Raw genomic sequence first — 24,369 nt, 5'->3', positions numbered from 1 at the left:
TGACACCGGGGTCAGAGGCGGGGGTCGACCGGCTCCGACTCCAGGGCGAGCACGGCGAACACGCATTCGTGCACGCGCCACAGCGGCTCGTCCCGGGCGACGCGCTCCAACGCCTCCAGGCCGAGGGCGTACTCGCGGATCGCCAGGGACCGCTTCGCGCCCAGACCGCGCTTGCGCAGGCGTTCCAGGTTCTCCGGCTCCGTGTAGTCGGGGCCGTAGATGATCCGCAGGTACTCGCGCCCGCGCACCTTCACGCCCGGCTGCACCAGGCCGCGGGCGCCGCGCACCAGGTTGGCCAGCGGCTTGACGACCATGCCCTCGCCACCGGCCGCGGTCAGGTCCTCCCACCAGCGGATGCCCGCGGCGACCTGCTCGTCGTCGGCCGTGTCGACGACCAGGTGCCTGGTCGGGGTGAAGTGCTCGCCGCCCAGGCGTCCGAGCACGTCCAGGTGCCACCGGTGGTCGCGGTCGTGGAACGTCCGGCCGCGGGCGGCGAGCAGCTGGAACGGCGCGATCGTGACGCCGGTCAGCCCGTCTGTCGGCCGCACGTACCGCAGGTAGGCGTCGCGGTAGCCGGTGGCGTTCGCCAGCCTGCTCCGCGTGCGCGCCAACAGGTCGCCGACGTCGACGCCGCGCTCCGCGGTACGCGCCAGCACGTCCACCGCCACGCCGAGGGCACCCGTCGCCGCCGCGCCGACCGCCGCGTACTGCTCCTTGATCAGCCCGGACGCCTTGGCGTTCCACGGCAGCAGCTCGGCGTCGAACAGCAGCCAGTCGGTGTCGAACTCGTCCCACAAACCGGCCCTGGTCACCTCCTCGCGCACGCGGGCCAGGAGTTCGCCGCCCAACGGCGGGTCGAAGAACGCCCGGCCGGTCCGCGTGTGGATCACGCCACCGCCCTCCCGGCGCACCAGGACGACCGCGCGCGACCCCATGTGCTTCTCCTCGCAGATCACCTCGCGCACACCGGCGCTCCGGTACTCCGCGAACGCGTCCTCCGGGTGTTCGAGCACGTCCGGCCGCTGCGAGGTGGCCGTAGGCGCCATCGTCGGCGGCAGGTACAGCAGCTGGTGCGGGTCGATCGCGAAGCGGCTCATCACCTCCAGCGCCGACGCGGCCTGCTCCGGGCGCACGCCGATCCGGCCGCGGTGGGCCGTCTCCACGAACCGGCGGCCGGTCACGTCGGACAGCGCGAGCACGTCCGGCTCCCGTTCCGCCTCGGGCACGACGAGCGGGCGCACCGGCTCGTACCAGACCTCGTGCGCGTCGACCGACACGACCTCGCGCTCGGGGTAGCGCAGCGCGGTGAGCTTGCCGCCGAACACCACGCCGGTGTCCAGGCACATCGTGTTGTTGATCCACTCGACCTCGGGCGTGGGCGTGTGCCCGTAGAGCACGGTCGCCTTGCCGCGGTACTCCGTCGCCCACGGGTAGCGCACCGGCAGGCCGTACTCGTCGGTCTCGCCGGTGGTGTCGCCGTACAGCGCGAAGCTGCGCACCCGCGCCGACGCGCGGCCGTGGAACTTCTCCGGCAGGCCCGCGTGCGCGATCACCAGGTCACCGCCGTCGAGGACGTAGTGCGCGACCAGGCCGTCGCAGAACCGCACGACCCGCTCGCGGAACTCCTCCGGCTCGGCCGCGAGCTGCGCCAGCGACTCCGCCAGACCGTGCTTGACCTGCACGTCGCGCCCGCGCAGGGCACGCACCAGCTTCTGCTCGTGGTTGCCGCACACGGCGAACGCGTGCCCGGCCTCGACCATGCCCATGACCAGGCGCAGGACACCGGGCGTGTCCGGGCCGCGGTCGACCAGGTCGCCGACGAACGCCGCACGCCGTCCCACCGGCGGGATGGCGTCCACCGGGCGTCCACCGTCGTCGCGCACCAGCGCGTAGCCGAGCTTGACCAGCAGGTCCTCCAGCTCGGCGCGGCAACCGTGCACGTCGCCGATCACGTCGAACGGCCCGGTCTCGTGGCGCAGGTCGTTGAGCAGCCGTTCCGGCACGACCACCGCGTCGTCCACTTCGGACTGGGTGCGCAGCACGTGCACCCGCTTGAACCCCTCCTTGCCGAGGTGCTTCAACGACTTGCGCAGCGCGGCACGGTGCCGGCGCACCACGTGCGGGCCGAAGTCGCGGTCCGGGCGGGAGGCGTTGCGGGCGAGGCAGACCTCCTCCGGCAGGTCCAGCACGATCGCGACCGGCAGCACGTTGTGCGCACGGGCCAGCTCGACCAGCTGCGCGCGGTCGGACCGCTGCACGTTCGTCGCGTCGATCACCGTGGTGCGGCCCGCGTCCAGCCGCTTGCCCGCCACGAAGTGCAGCGCCTCGAACGCGGCGGCGGACGCCGACTGGTCGTTCTCGTCGTCGGCGACCAGGCCGCGGAAGTAGTCGCTGGACAGCACCTGCGTCGGCAGGAAGTGCCCGCGCGCGAACGTGGACTTGCCCGAGCCGGACGCGCCGACCAGCACCACGAGGCAGAGGTCCGGGATCTTGAGCTCCATCAGTCCTCCACGCTGCTGTGTTCGACGAGGGTGAAGGCGGCGAGCTGGGTCGGCGCGCCGCGCTCGGCGTCCACCGGTCCGATCGGCAGGTGGCGCACGGTGTAGCCGCGGCGCCGCGCGACGCCGTCCGTCCAGTCCTCGAACTCCGCCCTGGTCCACTCGAAGCGGTGGTCGGAGTGCCGGTGGCGGCCTTCCGGCAGGGTCTCGAACAACGCGTTGTACTCGACGTTCGGCGTGGTGACCAGGACCGTGCGCGGTCGTGCGACGACGAACACCGAGTGCTCCAAGGCAGGCAGGCGGTCGGGGTCGAGGTGTTCCACCACCTCCATCAGCACGGCCGCGTCGTAGCCCTTCAGCTCCGGGTCGGCGTAGGTCAGCGACGACTGGCGCAGCGTGAGGCGGGCGCGTTGCCGGTCCGACATCCGGTCCACGTGCAGCCTGCGCTCGGCGGTGGCCAGGGCGCTCGACGACACGTCCACGCCCTGGATGCGGGTGAACTCCGGGTGTTCGAGCAGGGCGCGCAGCAACGCGCCGCCACCGCAGCCCAGGTCGAGCACCGACCGCGCGCCGACCTGCTCGAGCTGGTCGAGGATCGCTTCACGCCGCTGCACGGCCAGCGAGATCTTCGGCTCGACCAGCGCGTTGTCCAACTCCTCCGGCTCGACCTCCTCCACGTCGGCCAGGCGGGACAGCGCCGACTGCACCAGCGGGCGGCGGCGCATCAGGTAGCGGGTGGTGATCAGCTCGCGGTCCGGGTGCGTTCCCAGCCACCCCTCCCCCGCGCGCAGCAGCTTGTCCACCTCGTCCTCGGACACCCAGTAGTGCTTGTCGCCGTCGAGCACGGGCAGCAGGACGTACAGGTGCTTCAGGGCTTCGGACAGCGTGAGCGTGCCGGTGAGCGTGACGTCGGCGTAACGCGAATCGTCTCCGTCGCCGAGCGGGAGGGGCGTGATGTGCGCGGTCCAGCCCAGCGGCGTGAACAGCCGCTCCACCAGGCGGTGCGGCAGGACGGGGACGCGCACGGTGAGCGGGAGCGGGGTGGCGGCCACCTCCGGGCGGCTCTTGCTGCGGCCGTTCAGCGCGGTGCGGAACACCGAGCCGAGTGCGACGGTCAGCAGCGAGCCCGCGACGTACGGGCGGTCGTTGACGTACTGGGTGAGCGTGCTGCCGGGACCGCGCACCAGGGCTACCGGGTCGACTTCCAGCACCAGCGCGACCGTGCACTCCTCCTCGTCCGCGCGCGGGTAGAACACGTGCGCGGTGCCGGAGGAAGTGGTGAACGACTGCGCCCGGTCCGGGTGTTTGTGCAGCAGGTGGCTGAGGTCGGTGGCCGGGCGGTGGGTCGTGGTCAGGGTGAGCAGCACGCCGTCCAGTGTGGAGCAGTACCGCCGTTCACCGCTTCCGAATTAGCTGTGAAAGCGGGACCGGGTGATCAGTGCTAATTTCGGTGCGGGCCGCCGCCTTTTCCACGAGAGGCAGAAGTGTGAAAAGTCTGGTTCCCCTGGTCATCGGCGGACTGCTCGCGACGGCGGTGACGCCGACGGCAGCCGCGGACGGTTCCCCCGGCAGCGGGGTCGCGATCACGGTGGCCCGCTTCGCCACCCCGGACGCGGCGACCAAGGCCTACACCTACGACACCGCGCTGATCGCGCCCGGCGCGGCCGTGATGGTCGTGGCCACCCCGCTCCGGTACTCCACGAAGGCACTGCTCAGCGTGTACGGCCTGGTCCCCAACCGGACCTACGGCGCACACGCCCACCAACACCCGTGCGGCGCGGCGCCCGCCGACGCGGGTGCGCACCACCAGCACGTGGTCGATCCCCGGCAGCCTTCGGTGGACCCGGCCTACGCCAACCCCGACAACGAGATCTGGCTGGACTTCACCACCGACGACCGGGGCCGCGCGGTCGTCGGCACGGTGGTGCCCTGGCAGTTCGCGGACCGGCGGGCGGGATCGGTCGTGGTCCACGCCCAGCGCACCGCCACCGAACCGGGCAAGGCCGGCACCGCCGGTCCCCGGGTCGGCTGCGCCACGGTGAGGTTCTAGCACCTGACGGGAGGCCGGCCCGGTGGGAGCCGGGGGCCGGCCCCTCGTTGCGGAATCGGCAACAACGTTTGCCGTTCCGCCCACCACTCACGCATGGTGGTCGCGGAGGTGGTCGCGATGACCTTTCAGCTGGGCGACAGCTATGACGTGGTGGTGGTCGGCGGCGGTGCCGCCGGGTTGAACGGGGCGCTGATGCTCGCGCGGTCACGGCGGTCGGTGGTCGTGGTCGACGCCGGGTCGCCGCGCAACGCGCCGGCGGGCGGTGTGCACGGACTGCTGGCCAGGGACGGGATGCCGCCGGCCGAGCTGGTGGAACTCGGCCGGGCGGAGGTCCGCCGCTACGGCGGTCACGTCGTGCCGGGCGAGGTCGACGCCGTGACGCGGGACGGCGGCGGTTTCGCGGTGTCGCTGGTCGACGGCCGCACGGTCCGCGCGCGTCGACTGCTCGTGACCACGGGGTTGGTGGACGAGCTGCCGGACGTGCCGGGGCTGCGCGAGCGGTGGGGCCGCGACGTGGTGCACTGCGCGTACTGCCACGGCTGGGAGGTCCGCGACCAGGCCATCGGCGTGCTGGCCAGCGGGCCGATGGCGGTGCACCAGGCGTTGATGTTCCGGCAGCTCAGCGCCGACGTGACGTTCTTCGCCCACGACCGGCAGCTGACCGCCGAGCAGGCCGAGCAGCTGGCCGCGCGCGGTGTCGACGTCGTGGCGGGCGAGGTGGCGTCGCTGGAGATCGCCGGTGACCGCGTCGTCGGCGTGAGGCTGGCCGATGGTCGCACGGTCGGCCGCGAGGTGGTGGCGGTCGCGTCACGGATGGTGGCCCGCGCCGGTCTCCTGACCGCGCTGGGACTGCGGCCGGTGCCGCACCCGTCCGGGATGGGCGAGCACGTCCCCGCCGACGCGACGGGCCGCACCGAGGTGCCCGGCGTGTGGGTCGCGGGCAACGTCACCGACCTGTCCGCGCAGGTCGGTGCGGCCGCCGCGGCCGGTGCCGCCGCCGGTGCCCAGATCAACGCCGACCTGATCGCGGAGGAGACCCGGCTGGCCGTCGAGGCCTACCGGAGCCCGTTCTCGGCCGAGTCCGAGGCCAGGGTCGCCGAACTCGTCGCGGGCGACCGCCGGCACGGGTTGTGAGGACCGAGGCGTCCGCCGAGCGCCCGCACCGACCACGTCACGCGTGGACCGGCGCGGGCGCCTCGGCCGGACGTTCGCCAGCGCCTGGAACGGCTCAGTCGTTGCCGGCTTCCAGGGCGGCGTGGTCGAGCAGCTCGTCGTCGGCCACCCGGCCGCGCGAGGCGATCACCTCGGCACCGCCCTCCGGCATCTCGCCGATCAGCTCGGTCGGCGCCACCTGCGGCGTGCCGATCAACGCCGTCTGGCTGCCGACCATGCCGAGCCCGGCGTACTGCTCCAGCTTGGCGCGCGAGTCGGCGATGTCGAGGTTGCGCATGGTCAGCTGGCCGATGCGGTCGACCGGCCCGAACGCCGAGTCCTCGGTCCGCTCCATGGACAGCTTGTCCGGGTGGTAGCTGAACGCGGGCCCGGTGGTGTCCAGGATCGAGTAGTCCTCACCGCGGCGCAGGCGCAGCGTCACCTCGCCGGTGACCGCCGTGCCCACCCACCGCTGCAACGACTCGCGCACCATCAGCGCCTGCGGGTCCAGCCAGCGGCCCTCGTACAGCAGCCGACCCAGCTTGCGGCCTTCGGTGTGGTAGGCGGCGAGGGTGTCCTCGTTGTGGATCGCGTTGACCAGCCGCTCGTACGCGGCGTGCAGCAGCGCCATGCCCGGCGCCTCGTAGATGCCGCGGCTCTTGGCCTCGATGACCCGGTTCTCGATCTGGTCGGACATGCCCAGGCCGTGCCTGCCGCCGATGGCGTTGGCCTCCAGCACCAGGTCGACGGCGGAGGAGAACTCCTTGCCGTTGATCGTCACCGGACGGCCCTGGTCGAAGCCGACCGTGACGTCCTCGGTGGCGATCTCGACCTCGGGGTCCCAGAACCGCACGCCCATGATCGGCTCGACGATCTCGATGCCCGTGTCGAGGTGCTCGAGCGACTTGGCCTCGTGCGTCGCGCCCCAGATGTTGGCGTCGGTGGAGTACGCCTTCTCCGTGCTCGCCCGGTACGGCAGACCGCGGGCCTGAAGCCACTCCGACATCTCCGTGCGACCGCCGAGCTCGCTCACGAACGCGGCGTCCAGCCACGGCTTGTAGATCCGCAGGGACGGGTTGGCGAGCAGGCCGTAGCGGTAGAACCGCTCGATGTCGTTGCCCTTGTAGGTGGAGCCGTCGCCCCAGATCTGGACGTCGTCGTCGAGCATGGCGCGCACCAGCATGGTGCCCGTCACGGCCCGGCCGAGCGGCGTGGTGTTGAAGTAGGCCCGGCCGCCGGAGCGGATGTGGAACGCGCCGCAGGCCAGCGCCGCGAGGCCTTCCTCGACCAGGGCCGCCCGGCAGTCGACCAGGCGGGCGATCTCGGCGCCGTACGCGGCGGCGCGGCCGGGGACCGATGCGATGTCGGGCTCGTCGTACTGACCGATGTCCGCGGTGTAAGTGCACGGCACCGCGCCCTTCTCCCGCATCCAGGCGACCGCCACGGACGTATCGAGACCACCGGAGAACGCGATGCCGACGTGTTCGCCGGCGGGGAGGTAAGTGAGCACCTTGGACACGACTAGAAGTATGCACGACGTTGCATGACCATGCATAGTCGGGGTCCAAGATGCTCTGACGTGCGGAGATGAGGCCGACCGTCGTCAGCCCCACCTCGCGCGACCGATCGACTACAGACCGTGCTCAGTCGCCCTTGACGTTGACGATCTGCCGCAACGTGTGGCGCACCTCGACCAGGTCCGCCGCGTCACGCATCACCACGTCGATGTCCTTGTACGCCGCCGGGATCTCGTCGATGAACGCGTCGGTGTCGCGGTACTCGATGCCGACCATCGCCTTGCGCAGGTCGTCCCGGTCGAACGCCCGCCGCGCGGCCGAGCGCGAGTACTCCCGGCCGGCGCCGTGCGGCGACGAGTTCAGCGCGAGGCGGTTGCCCTTGCCGGCCACGACGTACGACGCGGTGCCCATCGAGCCCGGGATGAGCCCGGCCCGCCCCTCCTCGGCGTTGATCGCGCCCTTGCGGGACAGCCACACCTTCTTGCCGAAGTGGGTCTCCTGCTCCGTGTAATTGTGGTGGCAATTCACCACTTCCCGGCGCTCCACCTCACGGCCCGTCCACTCCGCGACGCAGTCGACGACCCGGTCCATCATCTCCTCGCGGTTGAGCCAGGCGAACTCCTGGGCCCAGCGCATCTCGCGGATGTAGTGCCAGAACTCGTCCTCGCCCTCGACCAGGTAGGCCAGGTCCGGGTCGGGCAGGGCGATCCACCGGCGCGCGCACTGCTCGTACGCGACCCGGATGTGCTTCTGGGCGATCTTGTTGCCCACGCCGCGCGACCCGGAGTGCAGGAACAGCCACACCCGCCCGGTCTCGTCCAGCGTGACCTCGATGAAGTGGTTGCCGCTGCCGAGCGTGCCGAGCTGCAGTTCCCAGTTGCCCGCGTAGCGGCCGGGCTCGAAGCCCGCCTTCGCGGCACCGCGGGTGAGCGCCTCCACCCGGTCACGCGCCGTGTCGGTCAGCCGGGTGTTGTACTTGCCCGCCGACAGCGGCACGGCGTTCTCGATCGCCACGCGCAGCGGTGCGAGCGGGCGGTCGCGGAAGTCGTCCAGGGTGAACTGGGTGCGCACGGCGATCATGCCGCAGCCGATGTCGACGCCGACTGCGGCCGGGATGATCGCGCCCAGGGTGGGGATGACGCTGCCGACCGTGGCGCCCTTCCCGAGGTGCGCGTCGGGCATGAGCGCCAGGTGCGGGTAGATGAACGGCATGCGCGCGGCCTTCTCCGCCTGCTCGCGCGTGCCCGGGTCCAGGATGGACGCCCAGTTCATCAGTCGCTTGCTGATCTGCTCCACGGTTCTCCTCTGCTCGACGCAGAAGGTAGGGCGGATCGGGCCGCCACGCGACCGAGATTCGTGCCTGCCCGCATCGTCCGTACCGCGCATTGTCGGTGGTCGCCGGTAACTTGTCAGCCGTGAACGCTCGGGAACGCATCCAGGAACTCGCCGACCAGGTCGTCGCGCTGCGCGACGCCTACTACCGCGGCTCGCCGCTGGTGGCGGACGCGGAGTACGACGCGATCGAGGACGAGCTGCGGGGCCTGGTCGAGGCGAACCCGGAGCTGGCCCCCGACCCGAACCCGCTGGAGCAGGTGGGCGCGCCCGCCGTGCTGCACGCGCCGGTCCGGCACTCGCGGCCGATGCTGTCGCTGGAGAAGGCGACCAGGCCGGAGCAGGTCGAGGCGTTCTTCGACCGGTTCCCGGGCCAGCCGGTGGTGGTCATGCCGAAGCTGGACGGGCTGTCGCTCGCGCTGGTCTACGAGGAGGGGCGGCTGGCGCGGGCGGTCACCCGCGGTGACGGCACGACGGGTGACGACGTGACGCCGCTGGTGCGCGCCCTGGTCGACGGCGTGCCGGAGCGGGTCGGCGCACCCGGCCGGGTCGAGGTGCGCGGTGAGGCGGTGATGCTGCGGTCCACGTTCGCCGCCTACAACACCGCCCACCCGGACAAGCCGCTGATCAACCCGCGCAACGCCGCCGCGGGCACCCTGCGGGCGAAGGACGCGGCCACGGTCGCCGAGCGCAGGCTGCGCTTCTTCGCCTTCGACCTCGACACCTCGGAGCCGGACAGCGCCCGGGCCGACCTGGAGGAAGGGCTGGGCGCCCTCGGGTTCGACGTCGCCGACATGCGGCACTGCGCCGACGCCGAGGCCGCGCTGGCGGTCGTCACCGGGATCGAGCAGGGGCGCAACGACCTGGACTACGACCTGGACGGCGCGGTGCTGCGGCTGGCGAACCGGGACGCGTTCGCGGCCGCGGGCACCCGGTCGAGTTCGCCGCGCGGCGCGCTGGCGTACAAGTTCGCCGCCGAGGAGAAGACGACGGTGCTGCTCGACGTGGTGTGGGACGTCGGCAAGACGGGCAAGATCGCCCCGGTCGCCCAGTTGGAGCCGGTGTTCGTGGGCGGCACGACGGTCACCCGCGCGACGCTGGCCAACCAGGAGGTGATCCGGGCCCGCGGCATCAGGATCGGTGACACGGTGCTGGTCCGCCGCGCGGGTGACGTGATCCCGTTCGTGGCCGGTGTGCTGGACGAGTCGAAGCGCACGGGCGCGGAGCTGGAGATCGTGCCGCCGAACGCGTGCCCGTCGTGCGGGCACCCGTTGACCGAGCAGGGCAACAGCCGGGAGTTGTTCTGCACCAACGTCGCCTGTCCGGCCCAGACGGTGCGGCGGCTGATCCACTGGGCGTCGCGGGCGGCGGCGGACATCGACGCGGTCGGTCCGGTGTGGATCGAGCGGCTCGCCGAGGCAGGGCTGCTGGAGCACCCGTCTGACTTCTACCGGTTGACCAAGGAGCAGTTGCTGGAGTTCGACCGGATCGGGGAGACCTCCGCCACCCGCATGATCGACTCGATCGCCGCGAGCCGGGCCGTTGGCCTGCGCCGCGCGCTGATCGGCTTGGCGATCCCGATGGCCTCCGAGGGCACCGCCACCCGCCTGTGCCGGGCGGGGTTCGGCTCGCTGGAGGAGGTCGCCGACGCCGGCGAGGAGCGGCTCGTGGCGGTCGAGGACATCGGCCCGAAGGTCGCCGCCTCGCTGATCGAGCACCTCACCCGGTTGCGTCCGGAACTCGAACGGCTGCGGGAGCACGGCGTCTCCCTGGACGTGCGGGACGAGGACCTGCCACCCGTCGTGCCGTCGGACGCGCCGTTGGCGGGCAAGACGGTGGTGATCACCGGTGCGATCAGCGACCCGCGTTCCGGCGAGAAGGTGCCCCGCCCCACCTTCCAGAGGCTCTGCGAGAAGGCGGGCGCCACCACCGCGACCTCGGTCTCGGCCAACACCGACTACCTGATCACCGGCGCGGACGTCGGCGCGAGCAAGACCGCCAAGGCGGAGAAGCTCGGCGTCGAGGTCGTCGACCAGGGGGTGATCTGGCAGCAGCTCATCGCCGCCGGCGTCGCCTGATTGCTCTCGACACGGCCCGACGATCGTGCCTACCGCCGGGCGGCCCGCACCGGCGGTACGGGCGCGCTGCCTGGTCGAGCGTCGTCAGCGCGAGCCGTTCGGCCAGCAGCCGACGCGCCGGTTCCGCGCACGGGTCGGGCAAAGGGCTTACAGCACGCCGCGAGAAGACTTCCGCGGTCCCCTGCGGCATCGTCAGGGCTCAGTCAACTCGAGCGAAGGACATGCGCATGGATGTGATCACGGCGCTCCGGGCCACGGGCGACGACTTCGACCGGATGATCGCCGACCTGGACGACTCCGAGTGGTCGCTGCCGACGCCGTCGCCGGGCTGGACGGTCAAGCACCAGGTGGCACACCTGATCTCGATCTTCGGCATGGCGGGCCTCGCGGCGTCCGACCCCGACCGGTTCCAGGCGATGACGGCGGGACTGTCCTCCGACTTCAACGCCAACGTGGACGGTGCGATGGCGCCGCACCTCGCGCTCGACACCCCCGGGCTCCTGGCCCGCTGGCACGAGACCAAGGCCAAGGCGATCGACGCGCTGGCCGCCGTGCCCGCCGACACGGTGGTGCCGTGGCTGGTGAACCCGCTGCCACCGGCGGTGCTGGCCAGCGCGGGCATGATGGAGCTGTTCGGGCACGGCCAGGACGTCGCCGACGCCCTCGGCGTGCACCGGGAGTGGGATGACCGGCTCGGCTTCCTGGTCGGTTTCGCGGTGCGCACCAAGGACTTCGGCTACTTGGCGCGCGGCAGCGAGCCGCCGGCCGAGGAGTTCCGGTTCGAGATCACCGCGCCGTCCGGCACGCTGTGGTCCTTCGGCCCGGAGGACGCCGCCCAGCGCGTGACCGGCTCGGCGGAGGACTTCTGCCTGCTGGTGACCCGGCGGCGGCACCACGCCGACCTGGACGTGCGGGCCGAGGGCGAGGTCGCCGCGCACTGGCTGGAGATCGCCCAGGCGTACCGCGGTCCGGCCGGTGAGGGCAGGCGGCCCGGCCAGTTCACGCTGTCCAACGTGGACTGACGCACGCACTCGCGGCCCGGGACTCCTGGAGTTCCGGGCCGCCGCGCACCGCCACGAGTGGCGGTCTTCGACGTTCGAGTGGTGACCGGCGCCCCGCCCTGAGTGGCGTGAGCGCGCCGAGGTCCGCGCATCGCCGTGGCGACCGATCTCCCTCTCCGCGACACCGTGCGGTTCCGACAACGGAACCCGGTACCGGCGAGAATTCCGGCCCGCAGTGCCGACCACCTGCCTCGCCCGCGAATTGCGCATGTTCGGAGAAGGTTTCACCGACGCCCGGGGCCGATCCTGGGAGCGCTCGACACCCGGCAACGCGAGTACGCCCGCGCAACTCACCGATATCCCGGCGAGGGGCCTCACGTCCACCGTGCTCGACGTCCGGACCGGGGACACCTGAATATCCCGACACGCACTGGGGGTCTGGCACCATGTCGACAACGCTGGGATCGCTGCGCAGGCTCTTGATGGCGCCTTCGTTGCAGGAGGTGACGCTCGGCGCCCGCGGTTTCCCGGGCGCGTCCTCGGAGTACGCGCCGAAGCTGGACGCCATCCCGCAGTCGGTCGTCTGCGGCTTCGAGTGGGGCATCGACTCGCGCGACCAGGACGAGATCGTGCGACGGCTCGCGTTCGTCGAGCCCGAACTGCGCGGTTTCGCCTACGAGGGCGCGACGATGGCGTTCACCATCCGCGACGTGATGGGCCGCGGCACGCGGGCCCGCGACCTGCTCGACGGACCGGGCGCGGAGCACCTGTTCGTCGCCTACATCGGCATCGGTTTCGCCATGAACCACCTGCCGCGCGGGCTGTGGCGCAAGGTCGTGCCGGACCTGACCGGATCGCCCTACCACCCGACGATGACCTGGCTCGCGGTCGACGGCTACGGCTTCGACCTGGCCTACTTCCACAGCCGCAAGTGGGTCGACGAGCAGCGCGTGCCCCCGTCCTACCCGTGGCAGGGCCGACCCGACTACTTCCCGCGCGCCATCGACCAGGGCATCGGCCGGGCGCTGTGGTTCATCCACGGCGCGCAGGCCGACGAGGTGGCGCGGGCGCTGGGCCGGTTCGACCCGGCCCGGCACGCCGACCTGTGGAGCGGTGTCGGCCTGGCGGCGACGTTCGCGGGCGGAGGCACGCCCGACGAGCTGGCCACGCTGCCCGCCGCCGCGGGTGAGCACCGCCCGGAGCTGGCCCTGGGCTCGGTCTTCGCGGTGAAGGCCCGGGTCCACGCGGGATTCGTCCCCGAGCACAGCGCCACCGCCGTCGGAACGTTCGCGGAGATCACCCCCGAGGCCGCGTCGGAACTCGCGGACGCCACCGCGGTGGCACCCGACACCGAGGGACCGGTACCGCCGTACGAGGTGTGGCGCAGCAGGATTCGTGCGCATTTCGCGGCAATGCGGACGCGTCCCGCCGCATGATCGCGGATTTTCCGGCCCGGAGTCCGCAAGCCGGAAGTAGCCGCACCGAGTGCCGCGCTGCAACTATTTTCCCGTTCCTGTCCCGTTAATGGTCGCCCGACGTTGGGGGGGATGCAGATGAGTGCATTGCGCGCCTTGCGGCGCCGATTACTGACTCCGAAGATATCCGACACGCTGATGGAGACCCGCGGATTCAGGGTCAAGAACCAGGAATCCAAGGAATTGCTGGAGACCGTCGGCCGGATGTTCATCGCCGGATACGCCTACGCGGTCGAGTCCCGCCACCCGCGGGATGCCGAGGAAGCCCTCGAAAGACTGCCGACGAGGTTCAAGGGTTTCGCCTACGAAGGCGCCGGAATGGGCTTCGCGGTGCTGGACGGACTGCCCTTCGGCCACTCCCGGCACGTCGAGCAGTTCCTGGAGGGGCGAGCCGCCGAGCACATCTACATGGTCTACGTCGGCATCGGCTGGGCGATGGCCCGGCTGCCGCGGTTCCGGTGGCCCGCCGACACGACGACGGACCCGCTGCTGCGCTGGCTGGTCCTCGACGGCTACGGCTTCCACCAGGCCTACTTCCACACCGACAAGTACGTGCACGGCCAGCAGGTCGACCACGACTTCCCGTGGCCGGCCGCGGGACCGCGGGCCTACACCCTCCGCGCGCTGGACCAGGGCATCGGCCGCGCGATGTGGTTCGTCGGCGGTACCGACGCCGAGCACGTCGCGGACCTCATCGACGGCTTCCCCGAGCACCGCCGCGAGGACCTGTACTCCGGCGCGGGCTTGGCCGCGACCTACGCGGGCGGCGTCACGGAGGACGAGCTGCAGCTGTTCCGGGAACGTTCCGGGCAGCACGTCGGGATGGTCGCCCAGGCCAGCGCGTTCGCCGCCGAGGCACGCGTGAAGGCGGGCCTCCTGGTGCCCCACACGGGTCTGGCGACCCGGATCTTCTGCGGGATGGAGCCGGAGAAGGCCGCGCGGATCACGCAGGACGTGCGTCCCGCGCCGCCGATCACCGACGGCACCGAGCCCGCGTTCGAAACGTGGCGGCAGCGCATCGCCGCAGAGTTCGTCCACCAGGAAGGAGTCGGCACGTGAGCACCACCACCGGCTGGCTGCGCAGGCAACTACCCGGGATCCTCGCGCTGGTGCTGGTCGCCGCCACCTTCTCGGTGGCGAGGCTGCCCGAGTCGTCGGCCGCCGAGAAGCAGGAGCTGGCTTCGGGCTTCGGGTTCGCGCCCGAGTCCATCGCCCTGCCCGGCGGCTACACCCAGCAGACGATCCGCAAGGTCAACAAGGACTACCAGCACATCGACGCGTGGATCTCGTCGGTCGGCTCCGCCATCGCCATGAACGACCTCGACGGTGACGGGCTGTCCAACGACATCTGCTTCGTGGACGTGCGCATCGACCAGGTCGTCGTCACCCCCGCGCCGGAGACCGGCAAGGCACCGCGGTACGCGCCGTTCGCGCTGAGCTCCGGCAGCCTGCCGGTGAACGACGTGATGGCGCCGATGGGCTGCGTCCCCGGTGACTTCAACGAAGACGGCGCGATGGACCTGCTGGTCTACCTGTGGGGCCGCACGCCGATCCTGCACCTGGCCAAGGCCGGCGAGGAGGACCTGACCGCCGACTCGTTCGAGGCCACCGAGCTGGTGCCCGGCGCGTCGAGCGGGCGCTACTCCGGTCCGGAGTGGAACTCCAACTCCGCCACCGTGGCCGACTTCGACGGTGACGGGCACGACGACATCTACATCGGCAACTACTTCCCGCACGGTCCCGTGCTCGACCCGAGCAAGGACACCGGCGTGGAGATGAACGCCTCGATGTCGGCGGCGCTCAACGGTGGCGAGGACTACATCTTCGAGTGGACCGGCGGCACGGCGGGTGCCGACCCGACCGCCACCTTCAAGCAGCACGACAACGCGATCCCGCACGACGCGTCCAAGGGCTGGGTGCTGGCGTCGAGCTCCAACGACGTCGACGGCGACCTGCTGCCCGAGCTGTACCTGGCACACGACTTCGGCCCGGACCGCCTGCTGCACAACCGGTCCACCCCGGGCAAGTTCGAGTTCGCGCTCGTCGAGAACTCGCGCACGCCGCTGGAGCCGAAGTCCAAGAACGTCGGCCAGGACTCGTTCAAGGGCATGGGCGTCGACTTCGGCGACCTCAACGACGACGGCGTCTACGACATGTACGTCAGCAACATCACCACGTCGTTCGGCATCGAGGAGAGCCACTTCGCGTTCATGAGCACCGGCGCGGACGTGAAGTCGGCGCTGCGCGAGAACCACGCGCCGTGGGAGGACGAGAGCGGACCGCTGCTGCTGGCCTGGTCGGGCTGGGGCTGGGACGTGAAGCTGTCCGACTTCGACAACAGCGGTGTGCTGGAAGTCGCCCAGGCGACCGGGTTCGTGAAGGGCGACGTCAACCGCTGGCCCCAGCTGCAGGAGCTGGCGACGGCGAACGACGCGCTGCTGGCCAACCCGATGTGGTGGCCGTACGTCACCGCCGGCGACGACGTGGGCGGCAGCCAGCGGTTCCACCTGTTCGTCAAGAACGCCGAGGGCCGCTACGACAACCTCTCGCCGACGCTGGGCCTGGACATCCCCGTGCCGACCCGCGGCATCGCGACCGGTGACGTGGACGGCGACGGTCGGCTCGACATGGCGATCTCCCGGCAGTGGGAGGACCCGGTGTTTTACCACAACACCGGCAAGTCGTCCAACGAGTTCCTCGGCCTGCGGTTGACCCACGAGCAGGACGGCGACGACACCGTCGGCTCACCCGTGATCGGCGCGCAGGTGACGATCAAGACCGCCGACGGGCGCACCCAGATCAACCGGGTCGACGGCGGCAGCGGCCACTCCGGCAAGCGCAGCCACGAAGTCCACTTCGGACTCGGCGAGCAGTCCGGGCCGGTCGAGGTGCACATCGAGTGGCGCGACCGCGACGGCTCGACCCACGAACAAGACCTGACACTGTCCGCGGGCTGGCACGACCTGCAGCTCGGCGACCAGGCCAAGGAGAAGTGACGGACATGGCTGAGACGAAACCGAGCCCGCCTCGGCACGATCCCAAGGTGGTCACCGCCCTGCGGCGGTTCGCCATCTCGATCACCATCTTCAACATCGTCGGCTACACGATCCTCGGGTTCGAGCAGCCGTGGCTGTGGCCGTTCATCGCGCTGGCCACCGGCTACACGGTGGAGATCTTCCTGGAAGTGGTGGGCGCGAGGCAGGAGGGCCGCGCGCCGCGGTTCGCCGGCAACGGGTTCCGGGGGCTCATGGAGTTCCTCTACCCCGCGCACATCACGAGCCTGGCGATGAACATGCTCATCTACGTCAACGACAACGTGTGGGCGCTGATCTTCGGCGTCACCGTCGCGGTCGGCGCGAAGTGGGTGCTGCGGGTTCCGGTGCGCGGCCGGATGCGGCACTACATGAACCCGTCGAACTTCGGCATCGCGGTGATCCTGCTGGTGTTCCCGTGGGCGTCCATCGCGCCGCCCTACCACTTCACCGAGCACGTCGGGACGTTCGTCGACTGGTTGATCCCGGTCCTGATCCTCACCGGCGGCACCATGCTCAACGGCATGCTGACCGGCCGGTTGTGGTTGATCATGGCGTGGCTCATCGGGTTCGTGCTCCAGGCGGTGATCCGCGGGTTCCTGCTCGACGTCTCGATACCCGCCGGTCTGGGCATGATGTCCGGTGTCGCGTTCGTGCTGTTCACCAACTACATGGTGACCGACCCGGGCACGAGCCCGTCGCGGCCGTTGTCGCAGGTGGCCTTCGGTGGCGGCGTGGCGGCGGTCTACGGCGTGCTGATGGGCATGTCGATCCCCTACGGCATCTTCTTCGCCACGGCGATCGTGTGCCTCATCCGCGGCGGCTTCCTGTGGGCGCTGCACATCGTGGACCGCTCGCGCGCCGAGGTGGCGGCCCAGCAGAAGGCGATGGCGGCGGCCGAGCAGCCGCCCGTCGAGCAGGCCGTCGCGGACGCTTCCCTCAACGGCAACGGTGCGCAGAAGAAGACGGAGGTCGTGCCGACATGACCGGGATCGCGGCCGGCGTCCGGCGGACCCCTCCGGGACCTCCGCGCAGCGCGACGCTTGGCCTGCTCAAGAAGTTGGTCGGTGACCGGTTGGCGCTGATGACGTCGGCCGCGGACCAGTACGGCGACGCCGTGCGGATGGCCATCGGACCCAAGACGCTGTACTTCTTCAACAACCCCGAGCACGCCAAGCACGTCCTGGCGGACAACGCGGCCAACTACCACAAGGGCATCGGCCTGGTGCACGCCCGCCGCGCACTCGGCGACGGGCTGCTCACCAGCGAGGGCGAGCTGTGGCGCAAGCAGCGCAAGGCGACCCAACCCGCTTTCCAGCACAAGAGGATCGCGCGGCAGGCGGGCGCGGTGGCCGAGTCGGCGGGCAGGCTCGTCGACCGGCTCCGCACCGGGGTCGGCGGCGAGCCGCTGAACCTGATGGAGGAGATGACCGGGCTGACCCTGGACGTCCTCGGGCGCACGCTGCTGTCGGAGGACCTGTCGGAGTTCGAGCAGATGGGGCACGCCTTCGAAGCCGTGCAGGACCAGGCGATCTTCGAGATGGTGTCGATGAGCGCGGTGCCCATGTGGGTGCCGCTCCCCCACCAGCTGCGGTTCCGCAAGGCGCGCAAGGAACTGCGCCGGGTCGTCGACGAGCTGACGGCCAGGCGATTAGCGCACGGCAGCCCCGACGGAGACGACGTGCTGTCGCGCGTGATGGCGTCGACCGCCGAGGAGGCCGATCCCGCGTTCGGCAGGCAGCGGCTGCACGACGAACTGGTGACGGTGATGCTGGCCGGGCACGAGACGACGGCCAGCACGCTGGGGTGGACGTTCCACCTGCTCGACAAGCACCCGGAGATCAAGGAGCGGGTCCGCGCCGAGGCGCAGTCCGTGCTCGGCGACCGGATGCCGGAGTACGAGGACCTGCACGGCCTGCGCTACACGTCGATGGTCGTGGAGGAGGTCATGCGGCTGTACCCGCCGGTGTGGATCCTCACGCGCGTGGCGCAGGCCGATGACGAGGTAGGCGGCTACTTCGTGCCGAAGGGCTCGGACGTGCTGATCTCGCCGTACACGCTGCACCGGCACCCGGGGTTCTGGGACCAGCCCGACCGGTTCGACCCGGAGCGGTTCAACCCGGACACCTCGCACAACCGGCCTCGCTACGCCTACATCCCGTTCGGCGCCGGCCCGCGGTTCTGCGTCGGCAACCACTTGGGGATGATGGAGGCGACGTTCACCATCGCCATGATCGCCCGCGAGCTGGACCTGCGCACTGTGCCCGACTACGACGTGGTTCCCGAGCCGATGCTGTCGCTGCGGATCCGCGGCGGTCTGCCGATGACCGTGCACCGCGTCGCGTAATCCCCGCACACCGAAAGGGCCGCCCCTGTGGAGGGGCGGCCCTTTCGCTTGGTCTGCGTCCGGAGTGGTCCCGGTCGTCGGATCGCGGCGGTCCCGTCGTGGGGGACTCAGGAGGCGGCACCCGCCCCCAGCGCGACCGTGCGCACGTCCAGCAGCGCCAGCAGGACCGGTGGGTCCAGGGCGCGGATGGGGCGCAGGGTGAGGTCGGCGTGCCGGACCGGCACACCGGGTCGGATCGTGATCGGGCCCGACGACGCGACCGACAGCGCCAGGCCGTCGGCGAACGGGCCGTTGCCCAGCATCGACTCGCGGCCCAGCGCCACGGAGTGCGCGAGCAGGTGCCAGGTGCCGGGCGGGACCGAGGTGAGCACGAAAGGACCCGGGCGGCTGAGCACGGAACACCTGATCGGTGAACCCTGCGGAATGCCGTCCGGGAAGAGGCCGATGAAGATCAGGCCGTGCGCGCCGCCGAGCGGGGCGGAGATCTCACCCTGCACGGTGGCCGAACGCGGGTTCCCCGCGCGCCGCGCCATCGGGATGTGCACGGCGAAGCCGCCGAGCTGGCGGTAGGTGGTCGGCGAGATGCCGACGCTGCTGCGGAAACGGGAGCTGAACGTGCCGACGCTGGTGTAGCCCACGCGATGGCTGATGTCGGTGACGGTCAGCGAGGTGGAGACGAGCAGGCGCTTGGCTTCCTGTAATCGGATGGCGGCCAGGAACCGACCCGGTGAGACTCCCGTGACCCGCTGGAACGCCCGCGAGAAGTGGAACTTGCTGTAATTCGCGGTACGCGCCATGTCGTCGATCGTGAATTGTTCACCGATGTTCTCGTGCATGAAGTCGATTACCCGGCCCACTGCTCGCTCGAGTACTTCTCCCACTACTACGACCCCCATATCGCAGAGAATTGCTCACAGAGGTGGAACATCAACTCCGACCACGACCGGCCCACCGGCGACGGAGATTGGGCCGCAGTCCCGGGTCCCGATGGCGCCCAAGCCCTCGAAGAACCCCCCAGAGATTCCCCAGTCATCACTATGATTCTTGCAAGCTACATGACCTCTACAGCCTGCGCAAGGTAGCCGGAACGAGCTTTGCGTGATCATCGACGGGCCGCCGGGACCCCCTTGTTACGGCACGTTTTCGAGGGACTACGCGGAGTCAATGAATGACTCCTCCCGGGTAACCATTGACTGATCATCCCACCATTCGCCGCAGCAAATGCGCGCAACCGCCGGTGGGCCGGTCAGCGGAGGCGAAACGCCTGCTTACAGTCGCGCGGCAGGTGCCGCCAACGGCCCATCGAACACCTGCGAATGCACTAGGCGGGTCTTCTGGGCAAGCACGGAGAAGCAAGTTCGAGTTCTCCGGTCGGATCATGGTCAGAACACGGGGTAACGAACCCCGGAACATTTCAGAAGTTGGCCGCCCGATGTCTTCGGGTGTCGGCCGGCCCATTCTTCGCCGACCCGGAGGAAGGATCACCCGTGCAATCGGACACCGCACCGGATCGCGCCATGCGGACCATGACCCTGGAGGCGTTCGCGGACACCATCGTGCCCGGGGCGAAGCGCTCGCCGGACGACCGCGCCGTCGCGGGTGCCAGCGAGGGCGGCGGTGCGGTGGTCGCCGGCGCCGTCGACCTCCTCGAGACACCCGCCGCCGGCGTCGCGGAAGGGCTGGACAGCCTCACCCAGATGCTCAACGGGCACGCCCGCGACTACGCGGCCGAGCACGGCCTGGAGCTGGACGAGGACGTGCCGCCGTTCGTGGCGCTGGCGTTCGAGCACCGGACCGCGCTGGTCGCCCGGCTCGTCGCGCCCGGCCACCCGGAGAAGGACGGCTGGGTGGCGTTGACGCTGTTCAGCAACATGGCCTTCGACACCGGCGCGCACATGCACACCCTCGACGCCATCGCGGCCGGGCACCCCGGGCTGAAGGCGATGAAGTTCTCCAAGCCGGACGCCGACGGCCTCTGGCGGTTCCCCGCCTTCACGTACGGCAGGCCGCTCGCGCGCAAGCACCCGGACACCACGCCGTCCGGGAACCCCGCCTGACCCGTGTCCGCCACGTTCTGCCGCGCCCGTCAGGCCCGGCGATTGGAGTTTCCATGACGAGCACCGAAAGCACCGACGTCCTCATCGTCGGCAGCGGGTTCGGCGGCGCCATCGCCGCATACCACCTCGCCGCGGGCGGGGCCAAGGTCACCGTGCTGGAACGAGGACCCTGGCTCGAGGGCAAGGACTTCGAGCACGACTACCTGCTGGGCTCCTCGTACACGCGGATCTTCGACTTCGTCGTCGGCAACGGCATGAGCCTGCTCGGCGGCAACTGCGTCGGCGGCGGCAGCGTCGTGTACTTCGCCGCGATGCCCCGCGCGCCGCGGTTCATCTTCGAGCGCAAGGGCAGCATCGGTCGGCGCATGTGGCCCGGCGCCATCAACCGGGACACGCTCGACCCCTGGTACGACAAGGTCAGCGAGGCGCTGCCGGTCACCCAGCAGGACTGGGACCAGGTGAGCTACTCGGGTGGCCTGTTCGGCGCGGCCTGCAACCACGCCGGCCGCACCGCCAACCCCGTGCCGGTCGCCATCGACACCAAGCTGTGCACCAACTGCAACTGGATGATGGCGGGCTGCAAGTTCGACGCCAAGCGCTCCCTGCTGCTCAACTACCTGCCCGCGGCCATCGCGAACGGCGCGGAGATCCGGCCGATGCACGAGGTGCAGAAGCTGGTCCGCACCGCGGACGGCGGCTACCGCGTCAGCTACAACGTCATCCACGACGTCGACTACCGGGTGAGCGTCGGCAGCGGTGAGATCGAGGCCAAGATCGTGATCCTGGCGGCGGGCGCGGGCGCCACGCCGGTGATCCTCCAGCGCTCGGAGGACACGCTGGGCAAGATGCCGCACGCCGTCGGCCGGTACTTCTCCGGCAACGGCGAGCGGTTGAACACGGCGATCATCGACGAGGACAAAGCCCGCGACCTGCTGGGCCTGTCGCGCGAGGACGACCTGTCCTACGCGGCCAACCAGATCGGCAAGGGCCCGACCGTCGCGAGCTGGGACAACCTGGACGGCTCGCTGCCGGAGTTCTCGAGGTTCTGCCTGGAGCAGCTGTACTTCCCGCCCGGCTTCGGCACCATCCTGGCGCAGACCCCGGACGCCCTGCCCGGCACGCCCACGTGGTTCGGCGCCGAGAAGAAGAAGATCGTCGAGAAGTGGCAGTCCTGGCTGACGATCTTCTCGATGACCGAGGACGACAACGAGGGCGTCTTCGGCACTCCCCCGCCCACCGGCAACTCGATCCGCATCTCCCAGCAGATGCTGGGCCGGGGGCCGATCACCTACAACCCGACCGAGAACACCCTGTTCGGCTGGCGGCAGGCGGACGCGGCCGTCAAGGAGATCATGGAGAAGGACGGCCTGTCGAAGGTCATGCCGTGGACCAACGACGTGGTGGGCGCGTACACGGTCCACCCGCTGGCGTCGTGCCGGATCGGCGACGACCCGGAGACCTCCGCGCTGGACGACCGGCACGAGCTGCGCGGCCACCCGGGCATCTTCGTGACGGACGGCGCGGCCGTGCCGGGCGCTCTGACGGTGAACCCGGCGCTGACCATCGCCGCGTTGGCGGAGCGCGCGATGCCGGGCATCGTGCAGGCGTTGCAGGCGCGCGGGGTGAACGTGAAGTACGGCGCCCCGTCGCCGGACGGTGAGACCAGCGGTCGACGCGGCGTCAAGAACCTGCTGCCGGACCTGGTGCACGACTGAGTCGAGGCTCGAACCCGGCCGCGCGGTCCTCCCGCGCGGCCGGGTTCCGCTTTGTCCGGGTTGACCGCTTCCCCGGGGAAGGACGGGCAGAGTCCGCAGCCGGCCGCACACGAGCGCGACCCCCGGCGGAGTTCCGCCGGGGGTCGCGTCGGTGAGCTCTCAGAAGCGCGGCGTGTTCTGGTACGCGGCGAGCCGCCACTCGCCGTCCTCCCGCGCCACGACCCACGTGGCGGTGATCGCGCGCTCCTTCGCCACCTCCGTCTCACCCGGCGCGAGCACACCGCCCTGCGTGACCAGCACGGCCGCGTCCTCGCCCAGCACCTTCACGTCGACCGGCGCACCGGTCACCCGCGTGCCGGCGTACGGCCCGGCGAAGGCGTTCTTCATGAACTCGCGCACTTCCTCGCGCCCCTTGAGCAGGACGTCGTTCGGCAGGACGAGGGTCCCCTTCTCGGTGAACACCTCCGCGAACGCGTCGGGGTCCTGTGCCGCCCACGCGGAGATGATCCGCTCGGGGACCCGCACGACATCTGCGACGCTCATCGGCATGCCTCTTCCGTGACTCAGGCGATTCGGTCACGCCATCGTCGCAAGGGTGGTAGGGCCCAGCCATCTTCGTGCGTGCGCAGCCGTCGACGAGGCGGCCGAGGCCGAGCAGTCCGGAAGAAGGTTTCCGGGGCCATCGGCGAGAGCATCAACGCGTGACCACACCGCGCATGGACACCGCACAGCGCTGGGCCCTCGGCCTGGCCTCCGCGTCGTCGTTCATCGTCGCGCTCGACGTGCTGGTGGTGGCCACCGCGCTGACCACGATCCAACGCGATCTCGACAGCAGCTTCGCCACCCTGGAATGGACCTTGAACGCGTACAGCCTCGCGTTCGCCGTGCTGCTGCCGGTCGGCGCGGCGCTGGGCGACCGGTTCGGGCGGCAACGCGTCCTCATCGCCGGGCTGACCCTGTTCGCCTTCGCCTCCGCGGCATGCGCGCTGTCGACGGGGGTCGGTGCGCTGATCACCGCACGCGCGCTCCAGGGCGTGGGCGCGGCGATGGTGCTGCCGCTGGCGCTGACCATCCTCGGCACCGCGTTCCCGCCGCGGACGCGTGGCCGTGCGCTCGGGCTGTTCAGCGGGATCACCGGCGTGGCGACGTTCGCCGGGCCGTTCGTCGGCGGTGTCGTGGCCGAGGGCCTGGCGTGGCAGTGGGTGTTCTGGGTCAACGTCCCCGTCTGCGCGGTCGTGATCCCGCTCGTGCTCCGGCACATCCCGGACAGCCGGGGCCCCGGCACGAAGCTCGACCCGCTCGGCGTGCTCCTGGTGACCGCCGGCGCGTTCGGCCTCGTCTGGGGTCTGGTGCGCGCCGACTCCGCCGGTTGGGTGAGCGTCGAGGTGATCACCTCGTTGACCGCGGGCGCGCTGCTGGTCGCGCTGTTCGTCCGGCACGAGCAGCGGGTCCCGGCGCCCATGATGCCGATGCGCTTCTTCACCATCCGCGCCTTCACCAGCGCCAACGTGGCGAACTTCTGCCTGTACGCCTCGCTGTACGGCACGCTGTTCCTGCTGGCCCAGTACTTCCAGGAGGTGCTCGGCCACGGTCCGCTCGACGCCGGGCTCCGCCTGATGCCCTGGACCGGCACGCTCATGGTCTGCGCGCCGATCGCGGGCGCGCTCGCCGACCGGCTGGGCGAGCGGCGGTTCATGGTGGTCGGGCTGCTCATGCAGGGCCTGGCGATGGCGTGGCTGGCCGCGATCACCGCGTCCGACCTGACCTACCCCGACATGCTGCCGCCGCTGGTGATCGGCGGTGTCGGCGTGTCCATGGCGATGCCGGCCGCGCAGAAGTCGATCGTGAGCGCGGTCGCGCCCCAGGAGATCGGGCAGGCCTCGGGCGTCCTCACGGTGCTGCGCATCCTGGGCGGCGTCTTCGGCATCGCGGTGCTGGGCGCGGTGTTCGGCGCGTTCGGCGGACTGGGGTCGCCCACCGCGTTCGCCGCCGGCTTCGGCCCGGCGATCGGCGTCGCCGCCGCGTTCGCCCTCCTGGGCTCCGCGTTCGGGCTCGGGATGCCGGGCGCGGCGCGTCCGGTGCCGACCGTCACACCTCGTGCCACCTAGGGAGCTT

General features: G+C 70.8%; 18 protein-coding genes. 12 read left to right on the top strand and 6 right to left on the bottom strand.

Annotated features, from left to right (window positions below):
- Window positions 1-11 precede the first annotated feature (11 nt).
- Together B0I31_RS26595 and B0I31_RS26590 are read right to left on the bottom strand one after the other, a co-directional pair.
- On the bottom strand, window positions 12-2,501 hold the full coding sequence (locus tag B0I31_RS26595; RefSeq protein WP_106618112.1) for a polynucleotide kinase-phosphatase: 2,490 nt from the start codon (window positions 2,499-2,501) through the stop codon (window positions 12-14).
- The gene (locus B0I31_RS26590; RefSeq protein ID WP_106618111.1) at window positions 2,501-3,865 is read right to left on the bottom strand and encodes a 3' terminal RNA ribose 2'-O-methyltransferase Hen1; all 1,365 of its coding nucleotides are present in this window, start codon (window positions 3,863-3,865) and stop codon (window positions 2,501-2,503) included. The genes B0I31_RS26595 and B0I31_RS26590 overlap by 1 nt, the downstream gene beginning before the upstream one ends.
- Before the next feature lie 119 nt (window positions 3,866-3,984).
- Here B0I31_RS26590 and B0I31_RS26585 point away from each other — a divergent pair, with 119 nt between their 5' ends.
- Together B0I31_RS26585 and B0I31_RS26580 are read left to right on the top strand one after the other, a co-directional pair.
- A complete protein-coding gene (locus tag B0I31_RS26585; RefSeq protein ID WP_181320401.1) occupies window positions 3,985-4,548 on the top strand; it encodes a superoxide dismutase in 564 nt (187 codons plus the stop codon).
- 117 nt (window positions 4,549-4,665) lie between these two features.
- The gene (locus tag B0I31_RS26580) at window positions 4,666-5,682 is read left to right on the top strand and encodes an NAD(P)/FAD-dependent oxidoreductase (RefSeq protein WP_106618253.1); all 1,017 of its coding nucleotides are present in this window, start codon (window positions 4,666-4,668) and stop codon (window positions 5,680-5,682) included.
- A 94-nt stretch (window positions 5,683-5,776) separates the two neighbouring features.
- Here the strand turns inward: B0I31_RS26580 and argG are convergent, their stop codons facing one another.
- On the bottom strand, window positions 5,777-7,219 hold the full coding sequence (argG, locus tag B0I31_RS26575; RefSeq protein WP_106618110.1) for an argininosuccinate synthase: 1,443 nt from the start codon (window positions 7,217-7,219) through the stop codon (window positions 5,777-5,779).
- A 124-nt stretch (window positions 7,220-7,343) separates the two neighbouring features.
- The gene (locus B0I31_RS26570; protein ID WP_219910805.1) at window positions 7,344-8,513 is read right to left on the bottom strand and encodes an RtcB family protein; all 1,170 of its coding nucleotides are present in this window, start codon (window positions 8,511-8,513) and stop codon (window positions 7,344-7,346) included.
- Window positions 8,514-8,632: 119 nt separating this feature from the next.
- On the opposite strand from B0I31_RS26570, the gene ligA reads away from it, so the two are divergent.
- The 7 genes from ligA (at window position 8,633) to B0I31_RS26535 (ending at window position 18,482) form a co-directional block, all read left to right on the top strand.
- Window positions 8,633-10,627 (top strand): NAD-dependent DNA ligase LigA, encoded by a 1,995-nt coding sequence (ligA, locus tag B0I31_RS26565; protein ID WP_106618108.1) that lies wholly within the window; start codon window positions 8,633-8,635, stop codon window positions 10,625-10,627.
- A gap of 227 nt (window positions 10,628-10,854) precedes the next feature.
- Window positions 10,855-11,649: a TIGR03084 family metal-binding protein gene (locus tag B0I31_RS26560; protein WP_106618107.1), complete on the top strand. Its 795-nt coding sequence runs from the start codon at window positions 10,855-10,857 to the stop codon at window positions 11,647-11,649.
- 425 nt (window positions 11,650-12,074) lie between these two features.
- Window positions 12,075-13,064 carry a DUF1702 family protein gene (locus B0I31_RS26555; RefSeq protein WP_106618106.1) on the top strand — a complete coding sequence of 330 codons (990 nt, stop codon included), beginning with the start codon at window positions 12,075-12,077 and terminating at the stop codon, window positions 13,062-13,064.
- A gap of 117 nt (window positions 13,065-13,181) precedes the next feature.
- On the top strand, window positions 13,182-14,162 hold the full coding sequence (locus B0I31_RS26550; RefSeq protein WP_106618252.1) for a DUF1702 family protein: 981 nt from the start codon (window positions 13,182-13,184) through the stop codon (window positions 14,160-14,162).
- Window positions 14,159-16,099 (top strand): CRTAC1 family protein, encoded by a 1,941-nt coding sequence (locus B0I31_RS26545; RefSeq protein ID WP_106618105.1) that lies wholly within the window; start codon window positions 14,159-14,161, stop codon window positions 16,097-16,099. Before B0I31_RS26550 ends, B0I31_RS26545 begins: the two co-directional genes overlap by 4 nt.
- A gap of 5 nt (window positions 16,100-16,104) precedes the next feature.
- Window positions 16,105-17,121, top strand: a complete 1,017-nt coding sequence (locus tag B0I31_RS26540; RefSeq protein WP_106618251.1) for an enediyne biosynthesis protein — start codon at window positions 16,105-16,107, stop codon at window positions 17,119-17,121.
- Window positions 17,118-18,482 carry a cytochrome P450 gene (locus tag B0I31_RS26535; protein ID WP_106618104.1) on the top strand — a complete coding sequence of 455 codons (1,365 nt, stop codon included), beginning with the start codon at window positions 17,118-17,120 and terminating at the stop codon, window positions 18,480-18,482. The genes B0I31_RS26540 and B0I31_RS26535 overlap by 4 nt, the downstream gene beginning before the upstream one ends.
- 107 nt (window positions 18,483-18,589) lie before the next feature.
- Here the strand turns inward: B0I31_RS26535 and B0I31_RS26530 are convergent, their stop codons facing one another.
- Window positions 18,590-19,318 (bottom strand): helix-turn-helix transcriptional regulator, encoded by a 729-nt coding sequence (locus tag B0I31_RS26530; RefSeq protein ID WP_219910804.1) that lies wholly within the window; start codon window positions 19,316-19,318, stop codon window positions 18,590-18,592.
- A 690-nt stretch (window positions 19,319-20,008) separates the two neighbouring features.
- Here B0I31_RS26530 and B0I31_RS26525 point away from each other — a divergent pair.
- Window positions 20,009-20,539: a DUF5987 family protein gene (locus tag B0I31_RS26525; RefSeq protein ID WP_106618250.1), complete on the top strand. Its 531-nt coding sequence runs from the start codon at window positions 20,009-20,011 to the stop codon at window positions 20,537-20,539.
- A gap of 53 nt (window positions 20,540-20,592) precedes the next feature.
- Entirely contained in the window at window positions 20,593-22,254 is a 1,662-nt protein-coding gene (locus tag B0I31_RS26520) for an FAD-dependent oxidoreductase (RefSeq protein WP_106618102.1), read from the top strand.
- 159 nt (window positions 22,255-22,413) lie between these two features.
- Here the strand turns inward: B0I31_RS26520 and B0I31_RS26515 are convergent, their stop codons facing one another.
- Window positions 22,414-22,797, bottom strand: coding sequence for an SgcJ/EcaC family oxidoreductase (locus B0I31_RS26515; protein WP_245950442.1), 384 nt, complete (start codon window positions 22,795-22,797; stop codon window positions 22,414-22,416).
- A gap of 158 nt (window positions 22,798-22,955) precedes the next feature.
- On the opposite strand from B0I31_RS26515, the gene B0I31_RS26510 reads away from it, so the two are divergent.
- Window positions 22,956-24,362 (top strand): MFS transporter, encoded by a 1,407-nt coding sequence (locus B0I31_RS26510; RefSeq protein ID WP_245950440.1) that lies wholly within the window; start codon window positions 22,956-22,958, stop codon window positions 24,360-24,362.
- Window positions 24,363-24,369: the final 7 nt, after the last annotated feature.

Origin of the sequence: Saccharothrix carnea (genome assembly GCF_003014735.1) — a bacterium.
Taxonomy (GTDB): Bacteria; Actinomycetota; Actinomycetes; order Mycobacteriales; family Pseudonocardiaceae; genus Actinosynnema; species Actinosynnema carneum.
The sequence above is the reverse complement of the archived record's forward strand: the minus strand, read 5'-3'. Positions and strand labels throughout refer to the sequence as shown.